10 protein-coding genes are annotated in these 13,009 nt (G+C 72.0%); 6 read left to right on the plus strand and 4 right to left on the minus strand.

Translation table 11 applies throughout. From position 1 onward, the window contains the following. Window positions 1-18 precede the first annotated feature (18 nt). Both trpS and AC2TEW_RS14180 read left to right on the plus strand, forming a co-directional pair. Window positions 19-1,056, plus strand: a complete 1,038-nt coding sequence (trpS, locus tag AC2TEW_RS14175) for a tryptophan--tRNA ligase (protein WP_033817975.1) — start codon at window positions 19-21, stop codon at window positions 1,054-1,056. Beyond that, window positions 1,056-1,610 carry a 2'-5' RNA ligase family protein gene (locus tag AC2TEW_RS14180; RefSeq protein WP_484623689.1) on the plus strand — a complete coding sequence of 185 codons (555 nt, stop codon included), beginning with the start codon at window positions 1,056-1,058 and terminating at the stop codon, window positions 1,608-1,610. The genes trpS and AC2TEW_RS14180 overlap by 1 nt, the downstream gene beginning before the upstream one ends. A gap of 75 nt (window positions 1,611-1,685) precedes the next feature. Here the strand turns inward: AC2TEW_RS14180 and AC2TEW_RS14185 are convergent, their stop codons facing one another. After that, window positions 1,686-5,252: a bifunctional glycosyltransferase/CDP-glycerol:glycerophosphate glycerophosphotransferase gene (locus AC2TEW_RS14185; RefSeq protein WP_484623690.1), complete on the minus strand. Its 3,567-nt coding sequence runs from the start codon at window positions 5,250-5,252 to the stop codon at window positions 1,686-1,688. Between the two features lie 277 nt (window positions 5,253-5,529). On the opposite strand from AC2TEW_RS14185, the gene AC2TEW_RS14190 reads away from it, so the two are divergent. From AC2TEW_RS14190 to AC2TEW_RS14200, 3 genes are all read left to right on the plus strand, one after another. Continuing rightward, window positions 5,530-6,558: a glycosyltransferase family 2 protein gene (locus AC2TEW_RS14190; protein ID WP_484623691.1), complete on the plus strand. Its 1,029-nt coding sequence runs from the start codon at window positions 5,530-5,532 to the stop codon at window positions 6,556-6,558. Between the two features lie 107 nt (window positions 6,559-6,665). Then, window positions 6,666-7,619 carry a YihY/virulence factor BrkB family protein gene (locus AC2TEW_RS14195; RefSeq protein WP_484623692.1) on the plus strand — a complete coding sequence of 318 codons (954 nt, stop codon included), beginning with the start codon at window positions 6,666-6,668 and terminating at the stop codon, window positions 7,617-7,619. Window positions 7,620-7,736: 117 nt separating this feature from the next. Next, on the plus strand, window positions 7,737-8,621 hold the full coding sequence (locus AC2TEW_RS14200) for a class I SAM-dependent methyltransferase (protein ID WP_484623693.1): 885 nt from the start codon (window positions 7,737-7,739) through the stop codon (window positions 8,619-8,621). 99 nt (window positions 8,622-8,720) lie between these two features. On the opposite strand, the gene AC2TEW_RS14205 is transcribed toward AC2TEW_RS14200, so the two are convergent. Beyond that, window positions 8,721-10,001 carry a D-alanyl-D-alanine carboxypeptidase family protein gene (locus tag AC2TEW_RS14205; protein ID WP_484623694.1) on the minus strand — a complete coding sequence of 427 codons (1,281 nt, stop codon included), beginning with the start codon at window positions 9,999-10,001 and terminating at the stop codon, window positions 8,721-8,723. 139 nt (window positions 10,002-10,140) lie between these two features. On the opposite strand from AC2TEW_RS14205, the gene AC2TEW_RS14210 reads away from it, so the two are divergent. Continuing rightward, on the plus strand, window positions 10,141-10,386 hold the full coding sequence (locus AC2TEW_RS14210) for an SCO4848 family membrane protein (RefSeq protein ID WP_484623695.1): 246 nt from the start codon (window positions 10,141-10,143) through the stop codon (window positions 10,384-10,386). Between the two features lie 80 nt (window positions 10,387-10,466). On the opposite strand, the gene AC2TEW_RS14215 is transcribed toward AC2TEW_RS14210, so the two are convergent. After that, the gene (locus AC2TEW_RS14215; protein ID WP_033822826.1) at window positions 10,467-11,240 is read right to left on the minus strand and encodes a succinate dehydrogenase iron-sulfur subunit; all 774 of its coding nucleotides are present in this window, start codon (window positions 11,238-11,240) and stop codon (window positions 10,467-10,469) included. Next, window positions 11,240-12,982, minus strand: a complete 1,743-nt coding sequence (gene sdhA / locus AC2TEW_RS14220; RefSeq protein ID WP_484623696.1) for a succinate dehydrogenase flavoprotein subunit — start codon at window positions 12,980-12,982, stop codon at window positions 11,240-11,242. The genes AC2TEW_RS14215 and sdhA overlap by 1 nt, the downstream gene beginning before the upstream one ends. Window positions 12,983-13,009: the final 27 nt, after the last annotated feature.

The following is a 13,009-nucleotide window of genomic DNA, read 5'->3' on the forward strand; positions in this document are numbered from 1 at the left end:
GCTGGAACAATGGCCCGCATGGTCAATGCAGCCGCCACCGGTCCGGTGAAGGACCGTCCTCGGGTCCTCTCCGGAATCCAGCCCACCTCGGGCTCCTTCCACCTCGGCAACTACCTCGGCGCCGTGCGCCAGTGGGTGGACCTGCAGGAGGAGAACGACGCCTTCTACATGGTGGTCGACCTGCACGCGATCACCGTGGAGCAGGATCCGGACACGCTGCGCCAGAACACCCGGATCTCCGCCGCCCAGCTGCTCGGCGCGGGCCTCGACCCGGAGCGCTGCACCCTGTTCGTCCAGTCGCACGTGCCCGAGCACGCGCAGCTCGGCTGGGTGATGAACTGCCTCACCGGCTTCGGCGAGGCCGCCCGGATGACCCAGTTCAAGGACAAGTCCGCCAAGCAGGGCAGCGACCGCACCTCGGTCGGCCTGTTCACCTACCCGATCCTGCAGATCGCCGACATCCTGCTCTACCAGGCCGACGCGGTGCCGGTCGGTGAGGACCAGCGCCAGCACCTGGAGCTCACCCGGGACCTCGCCGAGCGCTTCAACAGCCGCTACGCGCCGACCTTCACGCTGCCCAAGCCGTACATCCTCAAGGAGACGGCCAAGATCCTGGACCTCCAGGACCCGACGGCCAAGATGAGCAAGTCGGCCTCCTCCGCCAAGGGCCTGGTCAACCTGCTGGACGACCCCAAGGTCAGCGCCAAGAAGTTCAAGAGCGCGGTGACCGACACCGGCACGGTGGTCTCCTACGACGAGGAGAACAAGGCCGGCGTCTCCAACCTGCTGCGCATCCACTCCGCGCTCAGCGGGCAGTCGGTTGACCAGCTGGTCGAGCACTTCGAGGGCAAGATGTACGGCGCCCTCAAGACCGAGCTGGCCGAGCTGTTCACCGACTGGGTGACGCCGTTCCAGGCCCGCACCCAGGCGTACCTGGACGACCCGGCCGAGCTGGACCGGGTGCTGGGCCTCGGCGGCGAGAAGGCGCGCGCCGTCGCCTCCGAGACGCTGGCCACGGTCTACGACCGCATCGGCTTCCTGGCGCCGAAGCGCTGATGCCGGTGGAGCGCACCCCCGGCGGTGACGGCCTCGGCGAGGCCGTCACCATCGGCGTGTCCATCACCGTTCCCGAGCCCTACGGCGCGCAGATCCAGGACGCCAGGGCCGGGCACGGCGACCCGCTGGCCCGCTCGATACCGACGCACGTCACCCTGCTGCCGCCGACCCCGGTCGACCCGGCCGCGCTGCCGGCCGTCGAGGCGCACCTGCGGGCCGCGGCCACCGGCCACCGGCCGTTCCGGATGCTGCTGCAGGGCAGCGGGACCTTCCGCCCGGTCTCCCCGGTGGTCTTCGTCCGGGTCGAGGAGGGCGCGCAGGAGTGCCGCGCGCTGGAGGCGGACGTGCGCTCCGGGCCGCTCGCCCGCGAGCTGGCCTTCCCGTACCACCCGCACGTGACGGTCGCGCACGGCCTGCCCGACCCGGTCCTGGACCGGGCCTTCGAGCAGGCGCGGGGCTTCCGGGCGGTCTTCGAGGTGGCCGGCTTCAGCCTCTCCCGGTTCGGACCGGACGAGGTGTGGCGCCCCTGGCGGACCTTCGGCTTCGGCGGCTGACCCCGCACCCCGCGACGCAGATGCGCAACTGCCCCCGGGGACCGTCCGACGGTCCCCGGGGGCAGTCGCGTACGGTCAGCCCTGCTGCGGGTCCTGCCCCAGCAGCGCGTCCACCACCCGGGCCGAGGCCTGCCCGTCGTCCAGGTCGCAGTACGCCTCGCGGAACGCCTGGTACCGGTCCCGGTGGCCGGCGACCGCCGCGTCGACGTCGCGCAGCGCCGCGACCAGCTCCTCGGAGGTGGCCAGCAGCGGCCCGGGTGCCTGCGCCTCGAAGTCGAAGCTGAAGCCCCGCAGATTGTCCCGGTAGTGCTCCAGGTCGTAGGTGAAGAACAGCATCGGCCGGCCGGTGCTCGCGAAGTCGAACATCGACGACGAGTAGTCCGTCACCAGCACGTCGGCGATCAGCAGCAGCTCCGCCATGTCGGGGTAGCTGCCGACGTCCCAGACGTAGCCGTCACCGGCGCCCGGCACCTGGCCGCAGGTCACCTCGTGGCCGCGGACCAGCAGCACCTGGTCCTCGGCGAGCGCCGCGCGGGCCGCCGCCACGTCGATCCGCAGGTCCAGCTGGTACCCGTCCTGCGGCCGGCGGCGGTCCTCCCGGAAGGTCGGCGCGTACAGCACCACCTTCTTGCCCTCCGGCAGGCCCAGGCGCTCGCGCACCCGCTCGGCGGTCTTCTCCCGGTCCGAGGCGAAGAGCAGGTCGTTGCGCGGGTAGCCGGTCTCCAGCACCTCGCCCTCGAACTTGAACGCCCGCCGCAGCACCGGCGTCGCCCAGCGGCTGGCGGACACCAGCATGCTCCAGTGCGGTACCTCGGCCTCCAGGTGCTCCAGGTACTCGGAGTCGGTGAACCAGACCTTCTCGAAGTCGTGGCCGACCCGCTTGAGCGGGGTGCCGTGCCAGGTCTGCAGCACCACCTGGCCCGGCCGCCGGGTGAAGAACGGCGGCAGGTGGGTGCTGGTCACCACGTACTTGGCGGTCGCCAGCGCCTCGTACCACTCCGCCGACAGCCGGCGCAGCGGCTCGACGCTGCTCGGCGCCTCGGTCTGCAGGTCGTCGGTGGTCCACAGGTGACGCAGCGCGCCGCCGCGGCGCACCAGCTCCTCGTGCACGGCCCGCGGCGAACCGGCGTACCGGCTGCCCAGCGCCGCGTGGTAGACCACGGTGTCCGACAGCGGCCGCTGCTGCATCGACGGGAACGCCTCGCGCAGCTGGCGCTGGCGGAAACCGCTGCGCTCCTCCGGATCCAGTATGTCGTGGGACTCCAGCGACAGGGTGTCGTACAGCCGGCGCTCCAGCGCGATCCGCTTGCCGCGGGCCTGCACCTCCAGCGGCAGCCCGCCGTGGCAGGACGGCGCGAGCAGCGCCGGCGGCCACAGGCTGTCCGCGGGCGCGCCGACCGGCCGGAAGAACACCTCCCAGGTGCCCTTGCGCAGCGGCACCCGGCCGGCGAAGCTCGCCGTCGGCACGGCCGGCAGCGCGGCCTTGAACCGGCCGTCCGCGATCTCCACCGGGTAGCGGTGCTCCTCCTCGCGCCACAGGTGCCGGACCACCAGCTCGTACCGGTGCACCCCGGGCAGCGGGAAGCTGCCGCCGAGCAGGAAGCCCTCGCCGCCGTCGGCCGCGGTGATCTCCTCGACCACCGGCTGCAGCACCTGGTCGGCGAACTGCAGGTACCCGCTGGGGGAGGGCTTGGAGTACAGCGCCCGGGTGTGGTCGCCGATCGGCAGGTCCAGGTGCTCGGGGACGGTGCGCTCGTCGACCACCACCGGCAGCGTGCTGCCGTCGGCCAGCAGCAGCTCCACGTCCCAGCGGTCGCGCAGCCGCTCCTCGGAGGCCGGGTCCAGGGCCGCCCAGGACTCGCGCACCTCGGTCAGCCCCGCGATCGCGAAGGAGGAGCTGAACGGGACCTGACGGCCGGTCGGCACGCCGAGCTCCAGGGGCAGGACCAGCGCGCGGTCCGACTCGACGTGCTTGAGCCGCAGCCGGGCCCCGGCCAGGTCCGCACCGGACCCGACCATCCCGGACAGCGCGACGGTGCCGCGCTCGCCGGTCACCTTGACGACCCGCGCGCGCACCCGCTCCACCCGCAGGTTGAGGTGGCCGTCCTTGAGCCACGGGACGATCCGCACGTCCTGCTCGACCCAGTGCACCGGCGGGTACTCACCGGTGTCGCTCCAGCCGCCGGACACCCGGCCCTTGTACACGCCGCCCTTGCCGACGCCGGCCACCAGCACCCGCCAGGAGCCGTCCTTCCACTGCCCGCGGTGCTTCAGCCGCTCCGGGTCGATCGAGGCGGTGAACCCGGCCCAGTCGCAGCTGTACAGCGAGTGCGGGGAGCTGGCGGTCGCCTCCGGGCTGTACATCGCCTTGGTCGGCACCGCCACCACCCGGCGGCCGCTGCTCTCGCGCAGCACCAGGCCCTTGACCATGTCGTGCCGGTTGGTGGCGCCCAGGTGCTCGGGGAACGCGTGCCCGGTCAGGTGCAGCCGGCCCTCGCTCCACTCGGCGTCGTACAGCCGGCTGCGCATCACCAGCGCGTTGTCCAGCCGCAGCACGTCCGCCGGGACGCTCTTGCGCCCGCCGCGCAGGAACGGGTAGTCGGCGTACGGGCGCAGCAGCCCGCGGGCGGGCGCGGCGCCGTTGCTGTCCTTCTCGAACCGCAGCTGCTCGACCAGCTCGGCCATCCGGTTCTGCACCGTCAGGTGGTACTTCAGCCGCAGCGGCGCCCGCAGCTTGCGGACCTGCTCCGGGCCGATCGCGCGCAGCAGCCGGGCCACCGACTCCTGGTACGCGTCCCGGTACGCCTGGTCGCCCTCCAGCACGGACCAGAAGAACATCGGGATCTCCTCGACGAGGTTGTTCTCGTCGTAGGAGCGCAGGTAGCGGCGGAACTTCGGGTCCTGCTGCTCCTGCAGCCAGGCCCGCACCAGCTCCATCGACTTGACCCGGTCGATGACGCCCTTGGGGTTGAACTTCATCTGCGTGATCGACATCTCGCCGACCTCGCGCTCCCGCCAGTGGTAGATCGGCTCGGAGAGCACGTCCACGCTCTTGGCGAGGTAGTGGTGCGGCACGCTGACCGGGGCGTCCTCGTACAGGATGCCCTCGGGGTAGAGGATGCCGGCGGCGTCGAAGAAGGACCGCCGGTACACCTTGTTCCACGCCGTGCGGTCGGTGACCAGGGTGGGGATGTCGGTGATGTGGGTGGTGAGCCGGGTCTCCTTGAAGGGCTTGCGGTGACCGCCCGACGGATAGAAGCCGATCGCCCGGAAACGCAGCACGTTGCCGGTGGCGAAGTCGGAGCCGGTCTGGTCCAGGGTGCCGATCATCAGCTCGTAGGCGCTCGGCGGCAGGGTGTCGTCACTGTCCACGAAGGCCAGGAACTCGGTGCCGTCGGCGATGTTCCGGTACCCGGTGTTGCGGGCGGCGCCGAGACCCTTGTTCACCTGCTTCACCAGCCGGAACCGGGAGTCCTTGGCCGCGTAGGCCTCGGCGATGGCGGCACTGGAGTCCTTGGAACCGTCGTCGACCATGACGCATTCGAAATCGCCGAAGGTCTGGGCGGCGATCGAGTCCAGGCACTCTTCCAGGTAGCGCTCGACGTTGTAGATCGGGACGACGACGGAGAGGCGGGGGGCCATCGGCTGCGCAGAGCCTTTCATCAGGTGGTGCGACCGCTCTGCCCGATTTCGGGTGAACCGGGCACTTACCGCCAGCGATCCTACCTTCCGGATCCCACGGGCGGTCCGCGCGCCCGGCCCGAAGGCGCACCGCCGCGACCGCGCCGCCCCCGCGGCGCACCGCCCGGACGTGCGCCGCCGGGCCCCGCCGGGCTAGGGTGCGGCTGGCCCGCCCCCGGCCCCGGCCGTCCCACCGCACCCCGGCGGGGCCCGGCGCCGTCCTGGAATGAGTGATCCCATGCCCCGCTTCAGCGTGATCGTCCCGGTCTACCAGGTGGAGGACTACCTGGCCGAGTGCCTCGACTCGGTGCTGGCGCAGTCCTGCCCGGACTTCGAGCTGATCGCCGTCGACGACCGCTCCCCGGACGGCTGCGGCGACCTCCTGGACCGCGCGGCCGCGAAGGACCCCCGGATCACCGTCCTGCACCTGCCCGAGAACGTCGGCCTCGGCCGGGCCCGCAACGCCGGCCTCGCCGTCGCCACCGGCGACTACGTCCTCTTCCTGGACAGCGACGACACCCTCACCCCCGGACTGCTCCAGCACATCGACGACCGCCTGCGGGCCGGCGCCGACCCGGACATCCTGGTCTACGACTACGCCCGCACCTACTGGGACGGCCGGGTGGTGCGCAGCAGCTCCGCCGCCGTCTTCACCCGCCCCGGCCCCGACGTCTTCACCCTGGACGAGCGCCCTGACCTGCTCGACCTGCTGATGGTGGTCTGGAACAAGGCCTACCGCCGGGACTTCGTCGAGCAGCAGGGCCTGACCTTCCCGGCCGGGTACTACGAGGACACCCCCTGGACCTTCCCGGCCTTGCTCGCCGCCGGGCGGATCACCCTGCTCGACGAGGTCGGCCTGCACTACCGCCAGCGCCGCGAGGGCGGCAACATCCTGGCCACCGCGAGCCGCAAGCACTTCGACATCTTCGGCCAGTACCGCCTGGTCTTCGCCTTCCTCGACGGCCGGCCCGACCTGGCCCACTGGCGGCCGGTGATCTACGCCCGGATGCTCGACCACCTCACCACCATCGTCACCAAGCCCGGCCGGATCCCGCCCGGCGACCGCCGCGAGTTCTTCCGCCGCGCCGCCGAGCACTGCGCCCCGCTGCGCCCGGCCGGCTACCGCCCGCCCGCGGGCGCCGCCGGCCTGCGCACCGAACTGCTCAGCCACGGCCGCTACCTCGCCTTCCAGGGCCTGCGCGGGCTCGCCAAGGCCCGCCGCAGCGTCGCCCGGCGGCCCCGCCCCGCCGCCGCGCCCGCCCACTGAGCGGGTGACACCCCGGGCCGGCCCCGGGGTGTCACCGCCGGCCACCCGGCGTGCCCGCGCTATACAGGGACGTCCGTGACAGTCCCGGCCGGGCGGGGAGCACACCCTTGGAATTCCTGACCAAGCTGCCGGTGATCGGCCCGACCGCCGCCCGGCTGCTGCGGACCCGGGCCTGGCGCACCTTCGCCCACGTCACGGAGGTGAAGGGCAACCGGCTCGCCGGGGCGATCACCTACTTCGGCTTCCTCGCCCTGTTCCCGCTGCTCACGGTCGCCCTGGCGATCGCCGTCGCGGTGCTCAGCGACGCCCAGGTCCAGGACCTCCAGGACGACATCGCCAAGCAGGTGCCCGGCCTGTCGGACTCGCTCGGCCTGTCCACCCTGGTGGCCAACGCGGCCACCGTCGGCGTGATCAGCGGCCTGGTGCTGCTGTACTCCGGGCTCGGCTGGGTCGACACCATGCGCGGCGCCATCCGCGACGTCTGGCGGCTCGCCGACGAGCCCGGCAACGCCCTGCTGCTGAAGGCCAAGGACTGCCTGGTCCTGGTCGGCCTCGGCGTGGTCTGCCTGTTCTCGCTGGGCGCCTCCGCGGGCGCCACCGCACTGGCCCGCCGGATCGCCGACCGGCTGGGCCTGGCGGGCAGCTCGGGCCACGCCGTCCTGACCGTGCTGGGGCTGCTCATCGCCGTCGCCGCGGACCTGCTGCTGTTCGCCTACCTGCTCGGCCCGTTCCCCCGGATCACCGGCCAGTCCCGCCGCGCCCTGCTGCAGGGCGCGCTGCTCGGCGCGGTCGGCTTCGAACTGCTCAAACTGCTGCTCTCCTCCTACCTGGGCTCGGTGGCCGGCAAGAGCCTCTACGGCGCCTTCGGCGTCCCGGTCGCCCTGCTGCTGTGGATGAACTTCGTCTCCCGGCTGACCCTCTACTGCGCAGCCTGGACGGCCCTGGCGGACCCCGAGGCGGCCCGCGAGCGGGCCGGGCAGCGCGCGCAGGAGGCGCTGGACGCCGCCCGCCAGGACGGGCCAGGCGCCGCGACAGGCCCGGAATCCCGGGAAAAAGCCTGATCCACACCTCCTGCGCGGCCACCGCCCAGTGGTTATGATCCGGGTCACAGTCGAGCTGCTCCCCCCGCCGCGACCCGGTCCGGGCGAGCACACCCCGAAGGACGCCTGGAGACAGTCGTGACCAGTGCTGACATCACCACCGCCCCCCCGGCCGCCACCCGCACCCTGGACGACGTCCCGGGCTGGTTCTTCAAGGCGGACCAGGAGGTCTTCGGCTGGCTGCTCACCCAGCAGGCCCAGCGCGGCCGCACCGGCGACCTGCTGGAGCTCGGTGCGTACCTCGGCCGCAGCGCGATCCTGCTCGGCAGCCACCTGCAGACCGGCGAGACCTTCACCGTCTGCGACCTCTTCGACTCGGACGCACCGGACGAGGACAACTCCGCCGAGATGTCCATGTCCTACCGCAAGACGCTCACCCGGCAGGCCTTCGAGGACAACTACCTGTCCTTCCACGACCGCCTGCCCACCGTGGTCCAGGCCCCGACCTCGGTCCTCGCCGACGGCCGGATCCCCGACCAGAGCTGCCGCTTCATCCACATCGACGCCTCCCACCTGTACGAGCACGTGGCCGGCGACATCCAGGTCGCCCGGGCCGCGCTGGCCAAGGACGGCGTGGTCGCCCTCGACGACTACCGGGCCGAACACACCCCGGGCGTGGCGGCGGCGGTGTGGGAGGCGGTCTTCGCGCACGGCCTGCGGCCGGTCCTGCTCACCCCGGAGAAGTTCTACGGCACCTGGGGCGACGCCGAGCAGGTCCAGCGCGACCTGCTGGCCCGCGACTGGCGGGCCGAGGGCTACCGGATGGACGAGGAGACCATCGCCGGGGTCCGGGTCCACCGCCTCGCCTACGACACCGTGCCCGCCGCACCGCAGACGGCCCCGCGCCCGGCCCCGCCCCGCCGCTCCGCCACCCGGCGGCTCGCCCTCGACGTGCTGCCGCCGTTCGCCACCCGGGCCGCCCGCAGCGCCCTGCGCGCCGCCCGGGCCCGCAAGGGCCACTGACCGGCCGGGACACCACGGGAAGACCCCCGCCGGGCGCTCGCCCGGCGGGGGTCTCCTGCGTCTCCTGCGTGTCCTGCGTCTCCTGCGGGGTCAGCGGGGTCAGCGGGCGCTGATCGCGGTGGCGCCGGCCGGGACCATGATCCCGTCCAGCGGCTGGGCCGCGGCGGCGGCGAGGGCCGCGGCGCGCCGCCGGCGGACCGCCCGGGCCCGCAGGGCGACCAGGGCGCCGACCGTCATGCACAGCACGCCCGCGAGGGTGCCGGCCAGGCCCGCACCGCCCTTGTCGGCAGAGCCCGCCGGGACGGTCTGCGGGGTCTGCGCGGGCTGGGCGATCCGGACCGGGTCGGGCTGGGCCGGTGCCGGTGAGGCGGCGGGCCGGGCGGGCTCCGGGGTCGGGGCGGTGCCCGGGTCCACCAGCTTGCCGACCGGGGTCACCTTGCCCGCCGCGGCGAAGCCCCAGTCGAGCAGCTCCGCCGTCTCGTCGTAGACCCGCGAGCCGTTGTTCGGCCGCATCACGGTGACCAGCAGGGTCCGCCCGTCGCGCACCGCCGCGCCGGTGAAGGTCGCGCCCGCGTTGGTGGTGTAGCCGTTCTTGACCCCGATCAGCCCGGGGTAGCGCCCGAGCAGCCGGTCGGTGTTGGCGATCCCGAAGCTGCCGCGCTGGCCGCTGACCTTGTCGAAGGCGCCCGGGAACTGGGCCTCCTTGGTCGAGCAGTACGCCCGGAAGTCCGGGTTGCGCAGCCCCTCGCGGGCGAACAGCGTGAGGTCGTACGCGGAGGAGACCTGGCCGTCCTCGTCGTACCCCTCGGGGGTGACCACGTGGGTGTCCAGCGCCCCCAGCCGCTGGGCCAGCGACTGCATCTGGGACACGGTCTGCTGCACACCGCCGTTCATCGTGGCCAGCACCCGCACGGCGTCCGCGCCGGAACTCAGGAACACCCCCCGCCACAGGTCGTCGACCCGGTAGTCCAGGTCCTCCTTGATGCCCACCAGGCTGCTGCCCGCCCCCATCCCCATCAGCTCCTCCGGATCGACCCTGTGCATCGCCATCCGGTCCAGCTTGGGGAGCACCACATCGGCGAAGAGCATCTTCAGCGTGCTGGCGGGCGGCAACTGCTGGTGCGCGTTGTACGAGGCCAGCACCTCCCCGGTGCCGCCGTCGGCGATCAGCCAGGACTGGCCGGTCAGGTCGCCGGGGAGTGCGGGTGCGCCCTCCTTCGGCATGACCTGCACACCGGACCGGCCGAGCAGCTCACCACCGACCGGAGGACGTTCAGGTGGCGGCCCGTCCTGCGGGGCGGCCACGGCGACGGGAGCGAGGCACAGCAGGCCGAGGGCCAGGGCTGCGCCGCTGTACGCGATGTGACGGACGCTCTGCATTGCGTGACCGTACCCGGCGGGGGCGCCGGTGGCCCGCCGCGCCGCCGCGGTCCTTCGAACGGGTGCCGGCGGCTGATCCGTCCGGCCGACTGCTCATACTGGCAGTCGGACCGCGACCACCCCGCCAGCAAGGACCGCCATGAAGCTCAGCCGCCCCGTCTCCTGGTTCCTCGCCGCCTTCGGCGTCTGGTCCCTGATCATCTGGACCACCTTCGTCAAGAACCTCTGGAAGGACTCCGGCGGCCAGGCCTTCACCAACGGGGACCACTCCCAGCCCACCGCCTTCTTCTGGGTGCACCTGCTGCTCGCGGTCACCTCGCTTGTGCTGGGCGTCGGGATCGGCGTCATCGGGGTGCGCGGGGTGCGGGCGCTGAAGCGGGCCTGAACCCCGCCCGGGCACGCCGAAGGCGGCGCCCACCGTCTCCACGGTGGGCGCCGCCTTTTCGCGGTTCCGGGACTCCCGGATCAGAAGCGGCGGGTCACCAGGGCCCGCTTCACTTCCTGGATCGCCTTGGTGACCTCGATGCCGCGCGGGCAGGCCTCCGAGCAGTTGAAGGTGGTCCGGCAGCGCCAGACGCCCTCACGGTCGTTCAGGATCTCCAGGCGCTGCTCCGCGGCGTCGTCGCGCGAGTCGAAGATGAAGCGGTGCGCGTTGACGATCGCGGCCGGGCCGAAGTACTGGCCGTCGTTCCAGAACACCGGGCAGGACGACGTGCACGCGGCGCACAGGATGCACTTGGTGGTGTCGTCGAAGCGCTCGCGCTCCTCGGCGGACTGCAGGCGCTCGCGGGTCGGCTGGTTCCCCTCGGTGATGAGGAACGGCATGACGTCCTTGTACGCCTGGAAGAACGGGTCCATGTCGACGATCAGGTCCTTGAGGACCGCGAGGCCCTTGATGGCCTCGACCGTGATCGGCTTCTCCGGGTTGACGTCCTTGATCAGGGTCTTGCACGCCAGGCGGTTGCGGCCGTTGATCCGCATCGCGTCCGAGCCGCAGATGCCGTGCGCGCAGGAACGGCGGTAGGTGAGGGTGCCGTCCTGCTCCCACTTGACCTTGTTCAGCGCGTCCAGGACGCGCTCCTTCGGGTCCATCTCCAGCTGGTAGTCGACCCACACCGGGTCCGCGTGCTCCTCCGGGTTGAACCGGCGGATCCGCAGGGTCACGGTGATCAGCTCGGTGCCGCCCGCCTCGGCCGCGTCCAGAGCGGCCGAGTGCTTCTCCACAGTCGGAGTGCTCATCAGTACTTACGCTCCATCGGCTGGTAGCGGGTCGTGACGACCGGCTTGTAGTCGAGGCGGATCGAGGTGGTGCCGTCCGCGGCAACCTCCTGGTACGCCATGGTGTGCTGCATGAACTTCACGTCGTCGCGGGTCGGGAAGTCCTCGCGGTAGTGACCGCCGCGGGACTCCTCGCGGGCGAGCGCGGAGACGGCCAGCACCTCGGCCAGGTCGAGCAGGTTGCCGAGCTCCACGGCCTCCAGGAGGTCCGTGTTGTAGCGCATGCCCTTGTCCTGGATCGCGACGTTCTTGTAGCGCTCCTTGAGCGCCGCGATGTCGGTGACGGCCTGCTTGAGGGTGTCGCCGGTGCGGTACACCGAGGCGTTGGCGTCCATCGACTCCTGCAGCTCCTTGCGGATCTGCGCGACGGACTCGGTGCCGGTCGACTCGCGGAGGCCGTCGATCATGGCCTCGACCTTCTCGGCCGGGTTCGCGGGCAGCTCGACGAAGCCGGACTTGTCGGCGTACTCGGCGGCGGCGATGCCCGCGCGGCGGCCGAACACGTTGATGTCCAGCAGCGAGTTGGTGCCCAGGCGGTTGGCGCCGTGCACGGAGACGCAGGCGACCTCGCCGGCCGCGTACAGGCCCGGGATGATGTCCGTGTTGTTGGCCAGCACCTCGCCCTCGACGTTGGTCGGGATGCCGCCCATCGCGTAGTGCGCGGTGGGCTGGATCGGGATCGGGTCCGTGTAGGGCTCGATGCCGAGGTAGGTGCGGGCGAACTCGGTGATGTCCGGGAGCTTGGCGTCCAGCTGCTCCGGCGGGAGGTGCGTCAGGTCCAGGTAGACGTGGTCGCCGTCGGGGCCGCAGCCGCGGCCGGCCCGGATCTCCGAGTAGATCGCGCGGGAGCACACGTCACGGGACGCCAGGTCCTTCATGACGGGGGCGTAGCGCTCCATGAAGCGCTCGCCGTCCTTGTTGCGCAGGATGCCGCCCTCGCCGCGGGCGCCCTCGGTGAGCAGGATGCCCATCCGCCAGATGCCCGTCGGGTGGAACTGGAAGAACTCCATGTCCTCCAGCGGCAGGCCGCGGCGCAGCGCCACCGCCTGGCCGTCACCGGTGAGGGTGTGGGCGTTGGAGGTGACCTTGAACATCTTGCCGGTGCCGCCGGAGGCGAACACCACGGCCTTCGCCTGGAAGACGTGGATCTCGCCGGTGGCCAGCTCGTAGGCGACGACGCCCGCGGTCTTGCCGTCGTTGATCAGCAGGTCCAGGACGTAGAACTCGTTGAAGAACTCGACGCCGTGCTTGACGCAGTTCTGGAACAGCGTCTGGAGGATCATGTGACCGGTGCGGTCGGCCGCGTAGCAGGAGCGGCGGACGGGCGCCTCACCGTGGTTGCGGGAGTGCCCGCCGAAGCGGCGCTGGTCGATCCGGCCCTGCTCGGTCCGGGAGAAGGGCAGGCCCATCTTCTCCAGGTCGAGGACGGCGTCGATGGCCTCCTTGCACATGATCTCGGCGGCGTCCTGGTCGACCAGGTAGTCACCACCCTTGACCGTGTCGAAGGTGTGCCACTCCCAGTTGTCCTCCTCGACGTTGGCGAGGGCGGCGCACATGCCGCCCTGGGCCGCGCCGGTGTGGGACCGGGTGGGGTAGAGCTTGGTCAGCACGGCGGTACGGCTGCGCTGGGTCGACTCGATGGCCGCGCGCATGCCGGCGCCGCCCGCGCCGACGATGACGGTGTCGTACTGGTGAATCTGCATGGGGGTAGGTCGCCTCGTCCGGTTTCG

Source organism: Kitasatospora sp. NEAU-CNBT7, from assembly GCF_057220535.1.

Coding starts and splice junctions, on each gene's coding strand:
- sdhA (WP_484623696.1), bottom strand. CDS start 12,982: ATGCAGATTCACCAGTACGACACCGTCATCGTCGGCGCGGGCGGCGCC.
- AC2TEW_RS14210 (WP_484623695.1), top strand. CDS start 10,141: ATGAAGCTCAGCCGCCCCGTCTCCTGGTTCCTCGCCGCCTTCGGCGTC.
- AC2TEW_RS14190 (WP_484623691.1), top strand. CDS start 5,530: ATGCCCCGCTTCAGCGTGATCGTCCCGGTCTACCAGGTGGAGGACTAC.
- AC2TEW_RS14180 (WP_484623689.1), top strand. CDS start 1,056: ATGCCGGTGGAGCGCACCCCCGGCGGTGACGGCCTCGGCGAGGCCGTC.
- trpS (WP_033817975.1), top strand. CDS start 19: ATGGTCAATGCAGCCGCCACCGGTCCGGTGAAGGACCGTCCTCGGGTC.
- AC2TEW_RS14205 (WP_484623694.1), bottom strand. CDS start 10,001: ATGCAGAGCGTCCGTCACATCGCGTACAGCGGCGCAGCCCTGGCCCTC.
- AC2TEW_RS14185 (WP_484623690.1), bottom strand. CDS start 5,252: ATGGCCCCCCGCCTCTCCGTCGTCGTCCCGATCTACAACGTCGAGCGC.
- AC2TEW_RS14215 (WP_033822826.1), bottom strand. CDS start 11,240: ATGAGCACTCCGACTGTGGAGAAGCACTCGGCCGCTCTGGACGCGGCC.